The sequence below is a fragment of the Roseovarius salis genome (assembly GCF_044472985.1).
Lineage (GTDB): Bacteria > Pseudomonadota > Alphaproteobacteria > Rhodobacterales > Rhodobacteraceae > Roseovarius > Roseovarius salis.
In genome coordinates, this window is sequence record NZ_JBISDG010000003.1 from 64,647 (window position 1) to 84,589 (window position 19,943).

23 protein-coding genes are annotated in these 19,943 nt (G+C 64.9%); 6 read left to right on the forward strand and 17 right to left on the reverse strand.

Annotated elements, in window-relative coordinates; translation table 11 throughout:
- Positions 1-6 precede the first annotated feature (6 nt).
- The 4 genes from nusA to pip all read right to left on the reverse strand — a co-directional run bounded on the left by nusA (position 7) and on the right by pip (position 3,556).
- Positions 7-1,617 carry a transcription termination factor NusA gene (nusA, locus tag ACH13J_RS01725; protein WP_397541582.1) on the reverse strand — a complete coding sequence of 537 codons (1,611 nt, stop codon included), beginning with the start codon at positions 1,615-1,617 and terminating at the stop codon, positions 7-9.
- Positions 1,608-2,192 carry a ribosome maturation factor RimP gene (gene rimP, locus ACH13J_RS01730; RefSeq protein WP_397541583.1) on the reverse strand — a complete coding sequence of 195 codons (585 nt, stop codon included), beginning with the start codon at positions 2,190-2,192 and terminating at the stop codon, positions 1,608-1,610. The genes nusA and rimP overlap by 10 nt, the downstream gene beginning before the upstream one ends.
- Before the next feature lie 131 nt (positions 2,193-2,323).
- The gene (locus ACH13J_RS01735) at positions 2,324-2,515 is read right to left on the reverse strand and encodes a CDGSH iron-sulfur domain-containing protein (RefSeq protein WP_397541584.1); all 192 of its coding nucleotides are present in this window, start codon (positions 2,513-2,515) and stop codon (positions 2,324-2,326) included.
- Positions 2,516-2,581: 66 nt separating this feature from the next.
- A complete protein-coding gene (gene pip, locus ACH13J_RS01740; RefSeq protein WP_397541585.1) occupies positions 2,582-3,556 on the reverse strand; it encodes a prolyl aminopeptidase in 975 nt (324 codons plus the stop codon).
- A 48-nt stretch (positions 3,557-3,604) separates the two neighbouring features.
- Between pip and ubiG the strand changes: the two genes are divergently transcribed.
- A complete protein-coding gene (gene ubiG, locus ACH13J_RS01745; RefSeq protein WP_397541586.1) occupies positions 3,605-4,351 on the forward strand; it encodes a bifunctional 2-polyprenyl-6-hydroxyphenol methylase/3-demethylubiquinol 3-O-methyltransferase UbiG in 747 nt (248 codons plus the stop codon).
- A gap of 48 nt (positions 4,352-4,399) precedes the next feature.
- Here the strand turns inward: ubiG and ACH13J_RS01750 are convergent, their stop codons facing one another.
- Genes ACH13J_RS01750 through ACH13J_RS01765 form a run of 4 tightly spaced genes read right to left on the reverse strand, consistent with a single transcriptional unit; the run spans position 4,400 to position 6,693 of the window.
- A complete protein-coding gene (locus ACH13J_RS01750; RefSeq protein ID WP_397541587.1) occupies positions 4,400-4,846 on the reverse strand; it encodes a MarR family transcriptional regulator in 447 nt (148 codons plus the stop codon).
- Complete coding sequence (locus ACH13J_RS01755) at positions 4,843-5,676, reverse strand: nitrilase-related carbon-nitrogen hydrolase (RefSeq protein WP_397541588.1); 834 nt, start codon at positions 5,674-5,676, stop codon at positions 4,843-4,845. Before ACH13J_RS01755 ends, ACH13J_RS01750 begins: the two co-directional genes overlap by 4 nt.
- Positions 5,673-5,930 (reverse strand): glutaredoxin 3, encoded by a 258-nt coding sequence (grxC, locus tag ACH13J_RS01760; RefSeq protein WP_397541589.1) that lies wholly within the window; start codon positions 5,928-5,930, stop codon positions 5,673-5,675. Before grxC ends, ACH13J_RS01755 begins: the two co-directional genes overlap by 4 nt.
- A 31-nt stretch (positions 5,931-5,961) precedes the next feature.
- The gene (locus tag ACH13J_RS01765; protein WP_397541590.1) at positions 5,962-6,693 is read right to left on the reverse strand and encodes a double zinc ribbon domain-containing protein; all 732 of its coding nucleotides are present in this window, start codon (positions 6,691-6,693) and stop codon (positions 5,962-5,964) included.
- 14 nt (positions 6,694-6,707) lie between these two features.
- On the opposite strand from ACH13J_RS01765, the gene ACH13J_RS01770 reads away from it, so the two are divergent.
- Positions 6,708-7,523, forward strand: a complete 816-nt coding sequence (locus ACH13J_RS01770) for a methyltransferase domain-containing protein (protein ID WP_397541591.1) — start codon at positions 6,708-6,710, stop codon at positions 7,521-7,523.
- A 58-nt stretch (positions 7,524-7,581) separates the two neighbouring features.
- A complete protein-coding gene (gene hemH / locus ACH13J_RS01775; RefSeq protein WP_397541592.1) occupies positions 7,582-8,646 on the forward strand; it encodes a ferrochelatase in 1,065 nt (354 codons plus the stop codon).
- A 44-nt stretch (positions 8,647-8,690) separates the two neighbouring features.
- On the opposite strand, the gene ACH13J_RS01780 is transcribed toward hemH, so the two are convergent.
- Entirely contained in the window at positions 8,691-9,293 is a 603-nt protein-coding gene (locus ACH13J_RS01780; RefSeq protein WP_397541593.1) for a L,D-transpeptidase family protein, read from the reverse strand.
- A 164-nt stretch (positions 9,294-9,457) separates the two neighbouring features.
- Here ACH13J_RS01780 and ACH13J_RS01785 point away from each other — a divergent pair, with 164 nt between their 5' ends.
- Positions 9,458-10,003: a CAP domain-containing protein gene (locus ACH13J_RS01785; RefSeq protein WP_397541594.1), complete on the forward strand. Its 546-nt coding sequence runs from the start codon at positions 9,458-9,460 to the stop codon at positions 10,001-10,003.
- A 12-nt stretch (positions 10,004-10,015) separates the two neighbouring features.
- On the opposite strand, the gene ACH13J_RS01790 is transcribed toward ACH13J_RS01785, so the two are convergent.
- The 6 genes from ACH13J_RS01790 to hslO all read right to left on the reverse strand — a co-directional run bounded on the left by ACH13J_RS01790 (position 10,016) and on the right by hslO (position 16,436).
- A complete protein-coding gene (locus ACH13J_RS01790) occupies positions 10,016-10,489 on the reverse strand; it encodes a L,D-transpeptidase family protein (protein WP_397541595.1) in 474 nt (157 codons plus the stop codon).
- A 103-nt stretch (positions 10,490-10,592) separates the two neighbouring features.
- A complete protein-coding gene (locus ACH13J_RS01795; RefSeq protein WP_397541654.1) occupies positions 10,593-11,783 on the reverse strand; it encodes a class I SAM-dependent RNA methyltransferase in 1,191 nt (396 codons plus the stop codon).
- Positions 11,784-11,819: 36 nt separating this feature from the next.
- Entirely contained in the window at positions 11,820-13,661 is a 1,842-nt protein-coding gene (locus tag ACH13J_RS01800) for an ATP-binding cassette domain-containing protein (RefSeq protein ID WP_397541596.1), read from the reverse strand.
- Between the two features lie 45 nt (positions 13,662-13,706).
- Positions 13,707-14,852 (reverse strand): CCA tRNA nucleotidyltransferase, encoded by a 1,146-nt coding sequence (locus ACH13J_RS01805; RefSeq protein WP_397541597.1) that lies wholly within the window; start codon positions 14,850-14,852, stop codon positions 13,707-13,709.
- Positions 14,849-15,448, reverse strand: a complete 600-nt coding sequence (locus ACH13J_RS01810) for a CoA pyrophosphatase (protein WP_397541598.1) — start codon at positions 15,446-15,448, stop codon at positions 14,849-14,851. Before ACH13J_RS01810 ends, ACH13J_RS01805 begins: the two co-directional genes overlap by 4 nt.
- Complete coding sequence (gene hslO, locus ACH13J_RS01815) at positions 15,441-16,436, reverse strand: Hsp33 family molecular chaperone HslO (RefSeq protein WP_397541599.1); 996 nt, start codon at positions 16,434-16,436, stop codon at positions 15,441-15,443. The genes ACH13J_RS01810 and hslO overlap by 8 nt, the downstream gene beginning before the upstream one ends.
- Before the next feature lie 76 nt (positions 16,437-16,512).
- Here hslO and ACH13J_RS01820 point away from each other — a divergent pair, with 76 nt between their 5' ends.
- Positions 16,513-16,956 carry an NUDIX hydrolase gene (locus ACH13J_RS01820; RefSeq protein ID WP_397541600.1) on the forward strand — a complete coding sequence of 148 codons (444 nt, stop codon included), beginning with the start codon at positions 16,513-16,515 and terminating at the stop codon, positions 16,954-16,956.
- Here ACH13J_RS01820 and ACH13J_RS01825 read toward each other — a convergent pair.
- Complete coding sequence (locus ACH13J_RS01825) at positions 16,928-18,214, reverse strand: SpoIIE family protein phosphatase (RefSeq protein ID WP_397541601.1); 1,287 nt, start codon at positions 18,212-18,214, stop codon at positions 16,928-16,930. The two genes, ACH13J_RS01820 and ACH13J_RS01825, sit on opposite strands and share 29 nt — an antisense overlap.
- 146 nt (positions 18,215-18,360) lie before the next feature.
- On the opposite strand from ACH13J_RS01825, the gene ACH13J_RS01830 reads away from it, so the two are divergent.
- Positions 18,361-18,678 (forward strand): Hpt domain-containing protein, encoded by a 318-nt coding sequence (locus ACH13J_RS01830; protein WP_397541602.1) that lies wholly within the window; start codon positions 18,361-18,363, stop codon positions 18,676-18,678.
- A gap of 15 nt (positions 18,679-18,693) precedes the next feature.
- Here the strand turns inward: ACH13J_RS01830 and ilvA are convergent, their stop codons facing one another.
- A complete protein-coding gene (ilvA, locus tag ACH13J_RS01835; RefSeq protein ID WP_397541603.1) occupies positions 18,694-19,932 on the reverse strand; it encodes a threonine ammonia-lyase IlvA in 1,239 nt (412 codons plus the stop codon).
- Positions 19,933-19,943 lie beyond the last annotated feature (11 nt).

Sequence of the window (19,943 nt, forward strand, 5' to 3'; positions counted from 1 at the left end):
CCCCGATCAGGCCTCGGCCTCCTCTTCGGTTTCTTCCTCGGCGTCGCTTTCGAGCTCCGCGGGATCGACCCATCCCAGCATCACGCGGGCCGTCATGACGAGGTTTTGCGCCTCGTCCATGGAAACGTCGAACGGTTCGAGGATGCCGTCATCCTTGACCCGTTCGCCATCGACGGTCGTCCAGCCGCCGGCGAGTTCCCAGTCGGCGCAGGTGGCGAAGTCCTCGAGCGTCTTGATGCCGTCCTCGGCCAGCGCTTGTAGCATCTGGGGTGTCAGCCCCTCGAAGTCAATGAGGCTGTCCTCGGCGCCCAGCTCGCGCGCCTTTTCAAGTGCCGCGCGAGCCTGCGCGTCCAGCACGTCTCGCGCGCGGGCCTGCAGTTCGTTGGCCGTGTCCTCGTCCACTCCGTCGATCACCAGCAGCTCGTCGAGCTCGACATAGGCGACCTCCTCGAGGCTGGTGAACCCTTCGGACACCAGAAGCTGGGCGAAGAACTCGTCGAGATCCAGCGCCTCCATGAACAGGTTCGAGCGCTCCTCGAACTCCTTCTGGCGGCGCTCGGAATCCTCGGCCTCGGTCATGATGTCGATGTCCAGACCCGTCAGCTGGCTGGCCAGCCGCACGTTCTGCCCTCGCCGCCCGATGGCGAGTGACAGCTGGTCCTCGGGCACGACAACGTCGATCTTCTGCGCCTCCTCGTCGATGACGACTTTCGCCACCTCGGCCGGCTGCAGCGCGTTGACAAGGAATGTCGCCTGGTCCTCGTTCCAGGGGATGATATCGATCTTCTCGCCCTGGAGTTCGTTGACCACCGCCTGCACCCGGCTGCCGCGCATGCCGACACAGGCCCCCACCGGGTCGATCGAGTTGTCATAGGAGATAACGGCGATCTTGGCCCGGCTGCCGGGGTCGCGCGCCACCGCCTTGATCTCGATGATGCCGTCGTAGATTTCCGGCACCTCCATCTTGAACAGCTCCGCCATGAACTCCGGCGCGGTGCGCGACAGGAATATCTGCGGCCCGCGCGCCTCGCGGCGCACATCCTTGATGTAGCAGCGGATCCGGTCGCCGTTGCGATAACTCTCGCGTCCGATCTTCTCGTTGCGGCGCAGCATGGCCTCGCCCCTGCCGACGTCGACGATGACGTTGCCGTACTCCTCGCGCTTGACGATGCCGTTGATGATCGTGCCCGCGCGGTCCTTGAATTCCTCGTATTGGCGGTCCCGCTCGGCCTCGCGCACCTTTTGCAGGATGACCTGCTTGGCCGACTGTGCGGCGATGCGGCCCATCTCGACCGGCGGCACCTCGTCGCGGATCTCGTCGCCCGGCTGGGGATCGTCGAGGTACTGGCGGGCCTGTTCGACCGTCAACTGCGCCTGGTGATTCTCGATATCCTCGTCATCGCCGATCACGGTGCGCACGCGGGTAAAGGTCGCGCGCCCGGTCTTGCGGTCGATCGACACGCGGATGTCCATGTCCGCGCCGTAGCGGCTCTTGGCCGCACGGGCGAGGCTTTCTTCCATCGCCTCGACCACCAGCGAGGGGTCGATCATCTTCTCCCGCGCCACCGCCTCGGCGGTCTGCAGAAGCTCCAGCTGGTTCGCAGAGGTTATTGCCATCTTGTCTCCTCCTCGGACCCCTCGGTCTCGATATCGTCAAAACTGTCTTCGTTGAGCGCGCCGGCATCCTTGCGCGCCTTGAGCATGTCGCGGATCAGGTCGTCGGTCAGAACCAGCTTGGCATCGGAAAGCCATTCGAATTTCAGGCCCACGGTGCCCGCGTCGATGTTTATCAGCACTTCGTCGCCCTCGACCCCGGCCAGCACGCCCTTGAAACGCTTTCGCCCGTCGATGAGCTCGGACGTTTCCAGCTTGGCCTCGTACCCCTCGAACTCATCGAAATCCTTGAGCCGGGTGAGGGGCCGGTCGATGCCGGGGCTGGACACCTCCAGCGTGTAGGCGTCCGTGATCGGATCCTCGACATCGAGAACGGCGCTCACGGCCGTGGAGATCTCGGCGCAATCGTCCACCTCGATGCCGCCATTCGGCTTGTCGGCCATGACCTGCAGCGTGGCGGTCTTGCCACCCATCACGCGGACGCGCACCAGCTCGTACCCCATGTCCTCGATGACGGGGGTCAGGATCTCGGCCATTCGCCGATCCATCGCGGATTTGGCAATCAGGTCGTTTGTCATGGGTCCAGACATAAAAAAACGGGCACGCGGCCCGCCGTATCTTTCGGTGGTGCCCCCGGTTTGGACCCGGAGGCGCCGCTGTTGGCGTTTATATACGCCCCCCTTGCCGACTCTGCAAGGGGGGCGCCCGATTAATCGGACGACCATCCCTGTTTCTTGTGGCTGCCGTCGCAGAAGGGCTTGTTGCCCGAATATCCGCACCGGCACAGGGCCATGGCCGCCTTCACCTCGATTTCGTGACCGTCCGGCCCGACCATGCGCCCGACGTTGCGCACCATGAGTGGGCCGTTTTCCTTGAGCTCGATCTCGGCTTGGTCGCTCATTCCGCTCTCCCTTGCTGTCGTTCCCGGGAATATGTGGCCGGCGCGGCGGGTTTCCACAAGCCCGCCCTAGGTGGCGCGCGCCAGCCGGTCCATGATCTGTACCAGCTCGGCGCTGATCCCCGGCTCTGACAGCGCGTGCCCGGCAAGTGGTATCATCCGCAGATCGGCCTTGTCCCAGCCACTTGCGAGACGAAACGCCGCCTCCGGCGGGCAGATCATGTCGTAGCGTCCCTGAACGATGGTGCCCGGGATGTGCGCGATGCGCGGCAGGTTCTCGTAGATCTGGCCGTCGCGATCGAGGAAGCCGGCGTTGATGAAATAGTGATTCTCCAGCCGGGCGAAGGCGCGGGCATAATCCGGCGGGCTGTCGCCGCCCGCCCCGTTGGAATGCACCGTGGCCAGCGCGTTTTCCCACGCCGCCCAGGCCTTGCCGAAACGCGCCTCCTCCGCCCTGTCGCCGGAAAACAGGCGCCGGTGATAGGCGCCGATCATGTCGTGGCGCTCGTCCTCGGGGATGAGGCGCTGGAACTGTTCCCAGCTTTCGGGCCAGAAGCGTCCGGCACCGCCACCGTAGAACCAGTCCAGCTCGGCCCGCGTCATGGTAAAGACCCCTCGCAAAACGAGGTGCCGCACGGTATCGGGGTGAGTCTGCGCATAGATCAGGGCAAGGGTCGCACCCCAGCTGCCGCCGAAGACGATCCACGACGGGATGCCCAGCGTGCGGCGGATGTGCTCTATGTCGGCCACGAGGTCCCATGTGGTATTGGCCTCGACACTGGCATGCGGCCGCGACCGCCCGCAGCCGCGCTGATCGAACAGGATGATCCGATAGGCTCTGGGGTTGAAATATCTCCGCATCGCCGGGCTGCAGCCGCCCCCGGGCCCGCCATGCAGCACCACCACCGGCTGGCCCTGCGGGTTGCCGGACTGCTCGACATAGATGGAATGCCCCCCGCCAACATCCATCATCTGCCGGTCGAAGGGCTCGACCGGCGGATAGAGATACTGGACTGCGCTCTTTTGGCCTGAGTATTTGTCCATGACCGTCCTATATAGAGGGCGCGACCAGATGAGCACATGGAGAGCAGAATGCAAGCCGATCAGTCCACGATCGACGCCGACGAGATTGCCAAGTTCGAGGCGATGGCAGCCGAATGGTGGAACCCCCACGGCAAGTTCAAGCCGCTGCACATGCTCAACCCGTGCCGGCTCGACTATATCACGGCACAGATCGCGGCGGAATTCGACCGCGACCTGTCCGGCCCGGCGCCTTTCGACGGGCTGCGGATTCTCGATATCGGCTGCGGCGGCGGGCTGCTCAGCGAACCGATGGCCCGCCTTGGCGCCGACGTGGTGGGCGCAGACGCGGCAGAGCGCAACATCCCGGTGGCGCGGATTCACGCGGAACAGTCAGGGCTGGAGATCGACTACCGCCACAGCTCGGCCGAGGCACTGGCGGCAGAGGGAGAAACCTTCGATGCCGTGCTCAACATGGAGGTTGTGGAACATGTCAGCGATCCACCGGCCTATCTTGGCGCCTGCCGCACCCTGCTGCGGCCCGGCGGGATACACATCTGTTCGACGATAAACCGCAACGCCAAGAGTTTTGCCATGGCCATCGTCGGGGCCGAGTACGTCATGCGGTGGTTGCCAAAGGGCACGCATGAATGGTCGAAATTCATCACCCCGGACGAGCTTTACGCCCTGCTTGAGCAGGCGGGATTGCGCCCCGTGGACCGCAAGGGATTCGTCTTCAACCCGGTCGCGTGGTCATGGTCTCTCTCCGACCGGGATCTCAGCGTGAACTACGTCACCGCGAGCGTGCGGCCCGGCTAAAGGGGTAGCGCCCCGCGGGACGATTTGCACGTAGCCTCCGCGGCGCGCTCAGCTGTCGGATTCAAGTTTGATCCGCAACTCGCGCAGGACGGGCAGCGTGGCGCGGACCTTGGCCTCGCCCAGCTCGTCGAGCAGCTCCGAGATGATGGGCGTGATCGCCGAAATCGCCGCGTCGCGCGCTTTCCGGCCGGCCGGGCTGACGGCCACCATCTTGCGGCGTGCATCGTCCCAGTCGGGCCGGATGTGCACATAGCCCGCCCATTCCAGCTTGTGCAGGGTGTTGGTCATCGCCCCGCGTGTCACGTGAAAAGACTTGGCGAGCTGCGCGGGGCTGCGCTCTCCGCCGACGCGAGCAAGGTGGTTGAGCACCGAGAAATGCGAAATCTCCATACCCTTCGGCAGGGCGGGGCTCAGCTTGTTCCGGATTAGCTGTTCATTCGTCAGTATTTCGCTGAACAGCGTCACCGCCAGTGGGTTCTCGCGTCTTTCGGTCATGCCGGCCCCTCGAAGCGTCGTGCCTGCCGCAGTGCGGGGATGCGCCTCCGGGCGTCTTCCACCTGACGGCGGTCGAGGTCAACGCATATCACACCTGTCGATGTCCCGGCATCCTTCAGAATGTCGCCCCAGGGTCCGACGGCCAGGGAATGACCATAGGTCTGGCGCTGCTTGCCGCGGATGGCAGCGTGCGTTCCCGTCTGCGCCGGGGCAAGGACGTAGGAGCCTGTCTCGATCGCGCGGGCCCGCAGCAGAACCTCCCAATGTGCCCTTCCGGTCGGCACCGAAAAGGCCGAGGGCACGGTCAGGATCTCGGCCCCCGCCCGCGCCAGCGCGCGGTAGAGATGCGGGAACCTCAGGTCGTAGCACACTGAAAGCCCGAGCGCCCCGAACGGTGTTCCGGCCACGACCGCCCGCTCACCCGGACGGTAGCCGTCCGATTCGCGGTATGTTTCCGTCTCCGAAAGCTCCACGTCGAACATGTGTATCTTGTCGTACCATGCCGCCACTGTCCCGTCCGGCGCGATCAGGAAGGAACGGTTGACGAGGCGCCCGTCACGGGCGTCGCTCTTGAGCGCGAGAGAGCCGACAAGACACCAGATGCCGGCCGCCCGCGCCTTGTCGCGCAACGCGGCAAGGGTGGGGTCGTCGCGCTGGTGGCATAGCACCTCCCGCTGGCGGGCGCGGCTCATCGACACGCAGTTGGTGACCTCTGGCGTCAGCACGAAGCCTGCCCCCATCTCCACCGCCGTGTCAAAATGCGCCGAGACGTCCGCGAGGTTCACCCCGGGGTCGTCACCGCTGCTCAGCTGGAGCAGGGCCGCCTTCATGCGGCCAGCATCGAATCCAGCTTGCCCGCGCGGTCGAGCGCGTAAAGCTCGTCGCAGCCGCCCACATGCTCACCCCCGATGAAGATCTGGGGCACGGTGCGGCTTCCGCCGGCACGCTGGATCATTTCGGGCTTGCGCGAGGGGTCGGTCAGGACGTTGATCTCGGCATAGGCGACGCCCTTCTTCTTGAGCAATCGCTTGGCCGCGTGACAGAACCCGCAGAGCGGAGAGGAGTAGATTTCGACGGTTTGCATGTTTTTCCCCGGAAAGACCTTTTCCGCCTATCTAGGTATCACGGGCGACGCGCGCCAGTGTCAGCACATGCACGTCCCGTGCCCCGCCCGCGAAACAGGCCTGCGTCGCCGCGGACAGGGTGGCGCCGGAGGTCATGACATCGTCGACCAACAGTATGGTCCGACCCCGTGCCAGCCGCTTGCGGGAGGGATCGATCACGATGGCACCCTCCAGCATCGCGAAACGGCTATCCGCGCCAATCCCGTCCAGCGGCCGGGTTCGGACCCGTCGCCGCAACAGGTCGGGACAATCCGGCAGGCCGACATGACGCGCCAGCGCGCGCGCCAGCAGGGCGGACTGGTTGAAACGGCGGCGCAGCATCCGCGCCCAGTGAAGCGGCACCGGCGCAACAAGCGTATCCGGCGTGATCAGCGGCACGGCCGCGCGGGCCAACCAGGGCGCCGCGGCGCGCGCCACGTCGGGCCGGTCGCCGTGCTTGAGCGCGAGCACCAGGCGCCGCCCGTTGTCGCGGTAAAGCATCGCCGAACGCCCGCGGCCCCATGGCCGCGCGATGCGCAGGCAATCGTCGCAATGCTCGGCCGATCCGCTGTCCTCGCCCGGCAGGGGCGTACCGCACAGATCGCACACCAGCCCGCTGATGAACGGCGTGTCGCGCCAGCACGGCGCGCACAATCCGAAATCGCTGTTCACCTGCGTTCCGCACCGCAGGCACCGAGGCGGGTAAACCAGCCGCAGCACGGTTTGAAATGCCGTCATGGCCATCCTATTCTTTCGTCATGACAACAGCCCTGACCGACCGTACCGCCCTGATGCGCAACCGCCGCCGCGCCAATGCCGCGCCGGTGACCTTCGTGCACGAAGCCGCGCAGGCCGAGCTTGAGGATCGCCTCTCGATGGTTAACAAAACCTTTCGGGACGAGGCGCTCGTGACCGGACTGCCGGGTTTCTGGGACGGGTTCAGGCCCGGCGCACGGCTGGTTGACGACACCGACACCCTGCCGTTGGAAGAGGGATCTCTTGATCTTGTGCTGCACGCGATGTGCCTGCACTGGGCCAATGACCCGGTCGGCCAGCTGATCCAGAGCCGCCGCGCGCTGCGTGCCGACGGGCTTTTCCTCGCGATCTTCTTCGGCGGCGAGACGCTGCACGAATTACGGACCGCGCTGGCACAGGCCGAATCGGATCTTTACGGCGGGTTGTCGCCGCGCGTGGCGCCGATGGGCGAAATCCGCGACCTCGGCGCGCTGCTGCAAAGGGCCGGCTTTGCCCTGCCGGTGGCCGACAGTTTCGTGCTCACCGCCTCCTATCCTTCGCCCCTGCATCTCATGCGCGAACTGCGCTTCATGGGCGAGGGCAACGCTTTGGCCTCGCGCCGGCGCGCACCGACCCCAAGAGCGCTCATCGCGCGGGCGGCAGAAATCTATGCGGAAACATTCGGGGATCCGGAGGGCCGGGTTCAGGCGACGTTCGAGCTCATTGTCCTCACCGGCTGGGCACCGGACGCCAGCCAGCCACAGCCGCTGCGGCCCGGATCGGCAACGGCGCGGCTGGCCGACGCGCTTGGAACACAGGAAACACCGCTCAAAGATTGACCGCGCGCCTCAAGCCTTTATGTCAAACGCGGATCAAGAACAGAAGAGACAGCACGCCATGCCCGATGCCAGCACCCCGGCGACACGGCCCGCCCATGCCCCCGCCGACCACCCGGCGATTCCCAGGGCGAAAACGGGAATCCTCGTAGCCAACCTCGGGACGCCGGACCATTACAGTTATTGGCCGATGCGCCGGTATCTCAACGAGTTCCTGTCGGACCGGCGGGTAATCGACTATTCGCCGTGGAAGTGGCAGCCGCTGCTGCAACTCATCATCCTGTCCAAACGGCCGTTTACCAGCGGCGAGGCCTACAAGTCGATCTGGAACGAGGAAAAGAACGAAAGCCCGCTGATGACCATCACGCGTGATCAGACGGCAAAGCTGTCCAGGGTGCTGCACGATCGCTACGGCGATCAGGTCATGGTCGACTTCTGCATGCGCTACGGCAACCCGTCGACCAAGTCCAAGGTCCGCGCCTTGTCAGAGGCCGGGTGCACACGCATCCTGTTCTTCCCGCTTTACCCGCACTATGCCGGGGCGACATCGGCCACCGCGAACGACCAGTTCTTCCGCGCGCTGATGGAGGAGCCATGGCAGCCCACGGCCCGCGTGGTTGAACCCTATTTCGAGCACCCCCTATACATCGAGGCGCTGGCACAGTCGGTCGAGCGTGCCTATGCCGAGATCGACGACAGGCCCGACATCCTCGTGGTGTCCTACCACGGCATGCCCAAGCGGTACCTCATGCAAGGCGACCCTTACCACTGCCAGTGCCAGAAAACGACGCGGCTGCTGCGCGAACGCCTCGGCTGGGAGGAGACGGAGATCACCACGACCTTCCAGTCGGTCTTCGGCCCCGAGGAATGGTTGCGGCCCTACACGGTCGAGGAAGTGGCGCGGCTCGCACGGGAGGACGGCAAGAAAAAGATCGCCGTCATTGCGCCGGCCTTTTCGGCCGACTGCATCGAAACGCTCGAAGAAATCAACGAGGAGATCAAGGAAAGCTTCGAGGAGGCGGGCGGAGAGCAGTTCACCTACATTCCCTGCCTCAACGATGATGACGCGCACATCAAGGCGCTGAGCACGGTGATCGAGGACAATCTCAAGGGCTGGCTCGACTGACCTCCGCCCCGCGCTTCTTCTGCGGGGACATATCCGGCGCGCCGTCAGATGAGCAACACCTGAGAGCCCACCTCTGTGAGATCGAAGAGCTCCTGTATGTGTTCGTTATAGAGGCCGATGCAGCCGTTCGAGGAGCGCCGCCCGATCTTGCGCGTGTCGTGCGTGCCGTGGATGCGGTAATAGGTCCAGCTGAGATAGAGCGCGTGCGTCCCGAGCGGGTTGTCCGGCCCCGGCGGGACGTATTCCGGCCAGTCGGGATTACGCTCCAGCATCGATGGCGTCGGGCGCCAGTCGGGGCCGACAACCTTGCGGACCACGCGGGTCCTGCCGCGACGCGTCAGCTCCTCGGTCATGGGCACGCTGGTGGGGTAGAGCTTGTAGATGCTTTCGTCTTCCGACCAGAAATGCAGGGCGCGGGAATGCGTGTCGACGAGTATCGCGCCATTGCGCAGGTTGGAGAAATACGGCCGCCAGTCCAGCGCACGAAAGCTGGAGATGTTGCGCCGCACCGTCTGCGTGATCTCCTCTTCCATCTCGACGCTGGCGGCGCTGTCGGCGCTTTGCGCGAGGGCGGGCGCACCGATTGCGGCAGCGGACCCTGCGAGGAACGTCCGCCTGCTCAACCTCCCGGAAAACGTCTTGGCCATCTATCTTCTCCGTCACGGCGATTTATGAAGGCAGAATATATTGCGGGAATGCCGCAGCCGCAATTCAAACAAACGTCAATCGGCCGGGGTATGCGCACAGGTGTTTGAATCGTGCACCCGGTCGGGATAGAGCAGTTGCAACGACTCGTCAGGTGGCAGGTATTATGGCGCGTATCCTTGGACTTCTTCTTTCGGCCCTGATGCTTGTCTCGGCGTGCTCGGCACCAGCGACCGGGCCGCGGATGGGGTCTGACGGCAAGCCGCTTCCCAAGATCTACCGGATCGGTTCGGGTGAGACCTCGAAGATCCAGTTCCGGATGCTGGATGCGGTCAATTCCCTGCGGGAAGCGGCCGGGCAGGCGCCGGTTGAGCTCGACTCTCGCCTCAACGCCGCGGCCGCGACCCATTCGCGCGACATGTCGATCCAGAACCGCCCGTGGCATTTCGGCTCTGACGGGTCGTCGCCCATCGACAGGGTGCGGCGCGTCGGCTACGCGGGCGCGCTCATCGGTGAGAATATCTCGGAAACCTACGAAACGGAGCTGGAAACGCTTGCCGCGTGGATGGAGGACGAGAACACGCGCCGCGTGATCCTGTCGCCCGAAGCCGACGAGATGGGGTTCGCCTGGGAACAGGAAGCCAGCGGCAAGATCTGGTGGACGCTGGTCATGGGCCGCAGCGCGCAGGAGTCCCGACCGGCCGCGACGTGACTTGCGCGCCGTCTAGGGTGTCAGGATCACCGGCGTGCCGTTCTTGACCATGGCATACACCCACTGCATGTGCCGGTTCTTCAGCGAGATGCAGCCATCGGTCCAGTCTTCGCGCCGATCGAACGGTCGCGCATTGGGCCGCCCATGGATGAATATGTCGCCGCCCGGGCTCTTGCCGCGCGTCGATGCATAGGCCATGTCGCTGGGATTGGGATAGGAAATCCCCAGAGACAGGTGAAACGCGCTGTCGGGATTGCGCCGGTCGATATAATAATATCCCTCCGGCGTGCGCCCGTCGCCCTCGAACCGCTTGTGGCCTTGCGGCGCGAAGCCGAGTTCGACCGGATAGGAGCGCAAAACCCGGTCGTGATGCATGAGGAAAAGGTTGCGCTCGCCCTTTTGCACAATGACGCGCGTTACCTCTGGGCCGTCGTATGTCTTGAACTTCGAACAGCCCGCCGCCAGCCCGGCAAGCAGCAACAGCATTGCAACGCATCTAATCGCCCGCATTTCCCGATCTCTGAACCGCGCTTTCCCGGTTAACAGCTTATCCCCAAAAGCAGCTGTCCGTCACCTGAAATGCACGCATTCAGGCCCCGCCGCGACGGAATTCCGCAACAAGCTCGACATGCGCGGACCACCGGAACTGATCGACGATGCGCAAGGATGCAAGCTCGTAGCCGTTGCGCCGGAGCAGCGCGGCGTCGCGGGCGAAAGTGACCGGGTTGCAGGAGACATGCGCGATGACCCCGATGCCCGACACGGCGAGTTCGGCAATCTGGGCAGCCGCGCCCGCGCGCGGCGGGTCGATGATCGCGGCATCGAATCCTCTCAGTTCCTCTGCCGTCAGGGGGCGGCGGAAAATGTCGCGCGTCTCGGTCGTCACGTGTTTCGATCCGGTGGAGTGGCGCCATCCACTGTCCAGAGCGGCGGCCATGGCGGCATCCCCCTCCACCGCATGGACCTGCGCGGTGCGCGCGGCGGGCAGGGCGAATGTCCCGCAACCGGCGAAAATATCGACCACGCGCGCCGCGCCCCCGATGATCCGCAGCACGTCGTCGCGCAATGCCGTCTCACCCTCCGCCGTCGCCTGAAGAAACGCGCCCGGCGGCGGGACAACCCTGATACCGCCGAACACCTGCTCGGGGGGTCGCCGCGTCGCGATCGTCTCATCCCCCCAGCTCAGCCGGGCGAGATCATGCGCCGCGCAGACCTGTGCGAGGGCGAGCCTCAACGGCCCGTCCAGCGGTTTGCCCTCATCCACCGCGATATCCAGACCCGCCTCTGACAAGGTGGCAGTCACCCGCAACGCCGCCTTGCGGCTCGCCCCGGCCATCGCAACGGCCTCGGCCACCGGCAGCGCCTTCATCAACTCCGGGTGCAGGAGCTTGCAATCAGGTATTTCGGTAATGGTCCCGGACTGGCGGCCGTGGAACCCAGCCATTGCACCCTTCTTGGTGCGGCGGGCTGCAACGGTGGCCCTGCGGCGCGTGTTGGGCTGCGACACGGCCATGGGCAGGAACTCGGCCTCCAGTCCCTGCGCGGCAAGCGCGGTCTTGACGGTTTCCGTCTTCCATGCCGCCATTGCCGCGTCCGAAAGGTGCTGCATCCGGCAGCCTCCGCAGGACCTGAAATGACGGCACGGCGGCGAGACGCGGTCAGGCGAGGGAACGACGACTCGCATGTCGGCCAGACGGTCGCCATCCGCCACGCCGGTCACAACCTCGCCGGGCAGCGCGCCGGGAACATAGACCGGCCCCTCGGCGATCCCGTCACCCATATGGCCAAGCCGGGTTATCCGGTATTCCGTCACGTCCTATTCCGCCGCCGTGTCCGCGTTGATGAAGCCACCAGACTGCCGGTGCCAGAAACGCGCATATAGACCACCCTTGGCCATCAGGTCCGAATGGCTGCCTTCCTCCACGATGCGACCACCGTCGAGAACGATGATCCGGTCCATCCGCGCGATGGTGGACAGGCGGTGCGCGATGGCAATGACGGTCTTGCCCTCCATCATGCCGTACAGCGTTTTCTGGATTTCCGCCTCCACCTCGCTGTCCAGCGCGCTCGTCGCCTCGTCAAGCAACAGGATCGGGGCGTTCTTGAGGATGACACGGGCGAGCGTGATCCTTTGGCGCTGACCGCCAGAGAGCTTTACGCCGCGTTCGCCGACATGCGCATCGTATCCGCTGCGCCCCTGCGGATCTTGAAGATCGAGGATGAACTCGTGCGCCTCGGCCTGTTTCGCCGCCGCGAGCATCTCTTCCTCGGTGGCGTCGGGGCGCCCGTAAAGAAGGTTGTCGCGCACCGACCGGTGCAGCAGCGCGCTGTCCTGCTGGACCATGCCGACCGCGTCACGCAGGCTGTCCTGCGTGACATCGCGAATGTCCTGCCCGTCGATGAGGATACGGCCGCTCTCGACGTCGTAGAAACGCAGGAGCAGTTTGACGAGCGTGGACTTTCCCGCGCCGGAACGGCCGACAAGGCCGATCTTCTCACCCGGCTCGACATCGAGCGTCACCCGGTCGAGCCCGCCGGCCCCCCGCCCATAGTGGTGCGACACCGCTTGCACCTCGATGCGCCCCTCGGTCAGTTGCAGCGGTTCGGCATCGGGACGGTCGGTCAGGTCGATGGGTTGGGCGATGGTTTCCATCCCTTCCGCCACGACGCCCAGTTCGCGGAAGAAACTGGTGAGCGCCCACATGATCCAGCCGGTCATGGCGTTGAGCCGCAGTGTCAGTGCCGTCGCCGCGGCCACTACCCCGACCGAGGCCGTGCCCTGCGACCAGAGCAGCACCGCCCACCCCACGACCCCGACGATCAAGAGCCCGTTCAGAACGACCAGAACGAAATCCATGATCGTGTAGATCCGCATTTCCCGCCGGAAGGTGCGGCGCGCGTGCTCTATCGCCTCCTTGGCGTAATCGAGTTCGCGCTTGTGATGGGCGAAGAGCTTGACCGAATGGATGTTGGTATAGGCGTCAACAACGCGCCCCGTCACCTGAGAGCGCGCATCCGACGCCGCCTTGGAGGCCGGGCCGACACGCCGCACCGTCCAGCGCACGAGCACCCCGTAGAACACAAGCCAGAGAACCAGCGGAACGGCCAGCCGTGGATCGGAGTTGGACAGCAGGATGACCGCCCCCAGAACGTATGCGATGGAATAGGTCATCGCGTCGAAGACCTGGAAAACAGCCTCACCCGCCGCAGGGGGTGTCTGCATGATCCGGTTGGCGATGCGGCCGGCGAAATCGTCCTCGAACCAGCCTACCGACTGCCGCAGCACATGCCGGTGGGCCCGCCAGCGGATGAGCGTACCGAAATTCGGCAGGATCGCGTTGTTGATAAGAAGCACGTCGACCAGCTGGACCAGCGGGCGCAGGAACAGGATGAAAAGCGCCACGGCAAGGAGTTCCAGGCCGTAATCCTGCCAAACGGTGTCCGGATCGCCCGACAGACGGTCAACCACGCGGCCCATGTAGTAGATCAGCCAAAGCTCGATGACCGCCACGGCGACCGACATCACCGTGGCATAGGCGAACACCTTGCGGAACGGCCCCATGTACGACCGCAGAAAGGGCCAAAGCCGCGTTGGCGGCGTGTCGTTCTCGGTATAGTCGCAATACGGATCGACAAGGTTTTCGAAAAACTTGAACATTCGGGTGTCCTGCTGCCGACGGTCCGTGCCGGGATGCGCCGCCTGTTACGTGGACAGTAATTCATCACGTCCGAGAGTGAAGCGCGAGTCGATCCAGCGCCTTTCGAGCTCTGCGAGTTTCCGGCCAAGCGCGGGCCCCTGATACTCGGGCATCAGGTCACGTGCCGAAACCGGGAAACTGGCCCGCGCGCCGACGGACAGATCAGCAAGTTCCTCTGTCTTGACGGGGCGGTTGGCCATTGCCGCGCGCAGCAGCAGGATATCGCGTGCCGTCTCTTCCCCGTGGCGGTAGCCCAGCTCCCACACGGGCGATCCGCCTGCGGCCTGTTCGGCCAGCGTATCGCGCCGCCGTGCCCGCGCGTTGGACAACCTGAGACGCACAGCGACCGACTCACCACCCAGCGCGGCAAGCCGCCGGACGGGTTCCGCCGGTATTCCGGCCGCGTCCTCTAGATGGACAAGCGGGGCGAGACAGGCATCGTCGGCGCCCGGCAGCACATGCGCAAGTACCCCGCTGGCCCGCATCGCCGCCACCGCCGGTGCCGGGTCGGGCGCCCCGAGCAGCTTGAGCATCTCCGCACCCACGCGCTCGCGCGAAAGGCCGTGCAGCCCCTCGGCCAGCGCGCTGCAGGCGGCCAGCCCCTCTGCGTCGAGCCCCCCGTGCCCATACCAGGCGTGGAAGCGGAAGAAACGCAGGATCCGCAGGTAATCCTCGCGGATACGATCCTCCGGCTCGTCGATGAACCGCACCGTGCGGGATCTGAGATCGGGTAGACCGCCGAGCGGATCGATGACGCTGCCATCTGCGCGCGCATAAAGCGCGTTCATGGTAAAATCCCGTCGCCGCGCATCCTCGGCGACCTCGGCCGCGAAGGCCACGCGCGCATGGCGGCCATAGGTTTCCACGTCCTTGCGGAACGTGGTGACCTCGTGCGGCAGGCCGGCCGAGACGACGGTGACGGTGCCGTGATCGATGCCCGTCGGCACGGGGTTCAGCCCGGCACGCTCGGTCAGCTCGATCACCGTTTCCGGGGGGGCGTCGGTGGCGATGTCGATATCGCGCACCGGCTCACCCAGTAGCGCATTGCGCACGCAGCCGCCCACGAAAAGGGCCTGGTATCCGCCCGATTCCAACGCCTCGCAGACCGCCCGCGTTTCCGGCCGCGAGATCCAGGCGCCCTCGATTCTCATCTTGCCTCCGCCGCGTCCGCGATCACCCGCAGGATTCGCGCCGTCGCGCCCCAGATGTAGTAGGGGCCGAACGGCACGGTGTAGTACTGACGCAACGTGCCGCGCCACCGCCGGGCCTGAATGCTGAAATTCGAAGGATCAAGCACGTGATCCAGCGGCACGTCGAACACCTCTTCGACTTCACCGGCCTCGGGCACGGGGGAGAACGCGGACCGCACCAGGCCGACCACCGGCGTCACCTCGAAGCTGGTCACCGTTTCATGCGCCGGAAGACAGCCAAGCACCTCGACATTGTCCGGGCACAACCCGATTTCCTCGTGCGCCTCCCGCAGGGCCGCGGCCGTCACGTCAACGTCCCCCGGCTCCTGCTTGCCGCCGGGAAAGGCGATCTGTCCCGGGTGGTGCTTGAGCGCAGAGGAGCGTTTGGTCAGGTAAAGCTGCGCCGCGGCCCCCTGCACGAAAACCGGCACCAGAACACCCGCGGGCCGCAGTCTGCGGCCCTCGGGCAGGACCGTATCCGGATTCAGGTCGTGGTCCGACGACGGAGTGTGCGCCTTGTCCAGCGCCCTGCGCAGGATGCCGGCGGGATCACCCATCTTCGTCGGGTGGATTAGGCGCATCGAACCCCAGTGTCGCGGGATCGAGCCGGTAGTGCGCACCGCAGAACTGGCAATCGGCGGTCACAACGCCCTCTTCGGTGGTCATCGTGCCGATGTCACGCGCGGAATAGATCGAGAGGCTGCGCCGCACGCGGTCCTCGGAGCACGTGCAGCCAAAGCGCACAGGCTGGAACTCGTAGACGCGTGGGGTCTCCTCGTGGAAAAGACGCACCAATAGGTCGGCCGGGGTTACCGAAGGTCCGATAAGCTCGAGATCCTCGACCGTGTCGAGCAGCATGTTCACGCGGTTCCAGTTCTCGGCGCCGTCCTCGTCGACCACGTCGGACGCGACGAGAAGCCCGTTTTCGCCCGAGCCGCCACCCGCGAGATGCGGCGACGCCTTGGGCATGTGCTGCACCATGATCCCGCCGGCGCGCCAGCGCTCTGCCTCACCGCTTTCGGTCGATTTTCCAAAGCTCAGCGCGAAGCGCGTCGGCAATTGTTCGGACTGCGCGAAGAACGCCTCTGCGCAGGCGCTCAGCCCCGTGCCGGAGACCGGGGTGATCCCCTGATACGGGTCGGAGCCGGGCCCCTGGTCGATCAGCACCGCGAAATACCCCTTGCCGAGTTGCTGGAACGGGTCATCATCGCTGACACGCTCGCGGTCGAAGCTGGCATAGGCGCGAATGCGGGCGGTTTCGCCCTCTTGCTGGGGCGCGAAGTAGTCGGTGGCAATCATTCGCACCGGCCCGTCCGTCTGCACCTGCAGCGACAGCTTCCAGCGAAGCTTGATCGTCTGGCCGATCAGGGCGGTCAGCAGGGCCATCTCGGCCACGAGCGCCTCCACCGCCGGGGGATAGTCGTGCTGTTTCAGGATGCCGTCGAGCACGCCATCGAGCCGCGCGAGACGTCCGCGCATGTCAGAGGCGTCGAGCTGGAAGGGCAGGACGGTATCATCCCACGCGATTCGCTGTCCGAGTGTCATGGAGTTTCCTTGCGGGCCGGAACTTGGCATACCGCGTGTATATATGACGCGCCAGTACCGATCCAAGGGAACGATCATGACGCCACGCTACGGTCAACCCCCGCGGAAGGGCATGAAGTACGAACGCCGCCCCGGCGCCTATGCCATCCTCGCGCGGGGTGGGCATGTTCTGGTCACGCACCAGACTGCCCCGACTCCTGAATACCAGCTTCCCGGCGGGGGCGTGGACCCCGGCGAATCTCCGCTGCGCGCCCTGCACCGCGAGGTTCTGGAGGAAACCGGATGGACCATCGCGGCGCCCCGCCGTCTGGGCGCGTTCCGTCGATTCGCCTACATGCCGGAATATGACAAATGGGCCGAAAAGGTTTGCATGATATACCTTGCGCGCCCCGTGCGTGCCCTCGGCGCCCCGCCCGAGCCCGGGCACAGCGCGCATTGGCTGATGCCGGACGACGCGGCCAGACTCCTCGGCAATCCCGGTGACCGGCGGTTCATGGCGCGCTTTTCGCGTCTTGTCTGAAAGACAAAAGCGCCGCTGACACATCATCGTCCAGCGTGCCGCCCGCGAAATCCGACACCTCGGCCAGCAGGGCATCCAGCTTTTCCGCCGGTGGAAGCTCGGCCAGTTTCGCCGCCATGGCCATCAGGCCCGCGTCGCCAAGCTGTTCACCCCGCATATTGGCGCATTCGGTCAGGCCATCGGAGTGAATCAGGAGCCTGTCGCCCGGCTGCATGTAAAACGTGGTCTGGTCATAGGTCGCCGCGTCGAGCAACCCGACCGGGAGACCACCTGTCCCGACCATCTCGGCCTGCCCGTCGGCACGCAGCAGGATCGGATGGGGATGGCCGGCCTGCGCCATGCAAACCCGCCCGTTGGTGACGTCGACATCACAGAGCAGCAGGGTGAAATAGAGTTCGGTACGCAGTTCCCGCAGGAAAAGCTGGTTCAGCTCCGCCACCACCTCGGCCGGCGGCCGCGGAACGTAAGTACCGCCCGGCAAGCGCTTCAACGCGACGTTCTGCCCGGGCACCGAATTGGACAAAAGCCCCGAAAGCCGCGCGGTCAACATCGCCGAGCTGATGCCGTGGCCGGACACGTCGATCCCGAAAAGCCCAAGGCGCCGCTCTCCGATCGGGAAAAACCCCACAAGGTCACCGCCCACACGGTCCGCCGAGCACAGCAAGAGAGAAACCTCGGCAGCTCCGAAATCGCGGTATGTTTCGGTGACGAGGGATTGCTGCAACTTGCGCGCCTCGATCAAATCGCGGTCGATGGCGTGGTAGACTTCGCGAAGTTCATCGAGCGTCGATTCGACCAGCCGGTTTTTCTCGGTCAGCTGCGCCTCCATCCGAAGGACGCGCTCACCCGCGGAAAGCCGCGCTCGGAGCTCCGCAGAATTAACCGGCTTCGTCAGGAAATCATCGGCGCCCGCGTCGAAGCCCCGGGTTATGTCCTCCTTCTCTCCCTTGGAGGTCAGCAGGATGAAATACCCGTAGCTGTCGCGGGGTGCGCGCCGGAATTCGCGACAGAACTCCAGGCCGTCCATCTCGGGCATCATCCAGTCGCTCAGGACGAGGTCCGGGGCATGATTCCGGCACTTGCGCAGGGCATCACGGCCAGACGCGGCCTCAAGAACACGGTATCCGAAGTTATTCAGCATTCGCGACAACGTGAACCTTTGGGATGCGCTGTCATCGACCACCAGCACGGTCCTGACGGACCGCGTTCCGCCAGATACCCCCAAGCTGATCGTCCTGCTGCACCCCACGACACGCATCCCGACTATGCCCCCGTCGGCCCCTAGCGGGCGAAAGTGAACGAGTCATGAATTGCCGAATTTTCGGAAAATGCACACTATACAGGCAAGTTCCGGTTAAGGCATGCAAGTTACGATGTCGGCCACCATCAGACCGGGGCTTTGCAATGATCGACTGGAACCGTGTTGCCGAACTCAAGGAGGAAATCGGAACGGAAGGCTTCGCCGAGGTCGTGGAGCTTTTTCTTGCCGAGGTGGAGCAGGAGCTCGACAGGCTCGGCGATACTTGCCACGCGGACGCGCTGGAAGCGAAAATGCATTTCCTGAAAGGAAGCGCGCTCAATCTCGGTCTCGGTGATCTGTCGCGCCTTTGCCAGTCCGGTGAAGCCGCAGCCGCCAAGGGCGATACGGGTGCGCTTGACTTGGGCCGGATCAGGGCCTGTTTCACCGCGTCCCGGGACAGCCTTTTGCAAAACCTGAAATGACCTTCGGATCGTCGCCTAGATCAGGAATTCGGCCAGGACCTCGTCTTCGGTGATGTCACGGTACGTATAGCCCGCCTTGTCCATGCGCGCGGTGATCTGCGCAAAGTTTTCCGCCTTGGCGGTTTCGATCCCGATCAGTACGGAGCCGAAGTTGCGCGCAGACTTCTTGAGATACTCGAAACGCGCGATGTCGTCCTCGGGGCCCAGCATTGCGAGGAAATCCTTGAGTGCACCGGGGCGCTGCGGCATCCGCAGAATGAAGTATTTCTTGTTGCCGGAATAACGCAGGGCGCGCTCTCGCACCTCTGGCAGACGCTCGAAATCGAAATTGCCTCCCGAGGTGACGCAGACGACCGTCTTGCCGCGAATCTCGTCGCGCAGGTCCTTGAGCGCATCGACGGCCAGCGCGCCCGCGGGCTCCAGCACGATACCCTCGACGTTGAGCATCTCGATCATCGTCGTGCACAGCCGGTCCTCGGACACTGTCATCGCGCAGGCGGGGTCGAGATCCTGCAACCGCGCAAAGGTATGCGCGCCGATCTGCGCCACCGCCGCGCCGTCGGCGAAATTGTCCACACCTGCCAGCCGCACGGGTTGCCCGGCCGCAAGCGCAGCCCCGAGGCATGCGCCTCCCTCCGGCTCGACAAGGGCATAGGCGACGTCACCACCAAGATAGCTGCGCACTCCGGCCGACAGACCGCCCCCGCCAACGGGCAGAACGATCAGATCAGGCAATGGATCGAGCTGGCGCTCGATCTCGACCGCGACAGAGGCCTGCCCCTCGATCACGTCCTCGTCGTCGAAGGGGGGCAGGAAATGGCCGCCCATATCGCGGCATTGGGCCTGCGCGGCGGTCAGGGTGTCATCGAAGTAGTCGCCGGTAAGATGGATGGTGACATGCTCCCCGCCGAAGGACTCCGTTTTCATGATCTTTTGCCGCGGCGTGGTGACAGGCATGAAGATCTCGCCGCGCACCTGGAAATGCCGGCACATGAACGCCACCCCCTGCGCATGGTTTCCAGCGCTCGCGCAAACGAACCCGGCGGTGTCCGGCGAATGCTCCATCACCTTGTGCATGGCATTGAACGCGCCGCGCAGCTTGTAGGAACGCACCGGTGTCAGATCCTCGCGCTTGAGATAGATCTCGGCGGCGTAACGCTTCGACAGATGATCGTTTCGTTGCAGCGGTGTCGGGCCAAAGACGCCGCGCATCGCGGTCTCGGCCGCGCGGGCAAGGGATCGGAAATCGTTCATCTTGTGGTGAT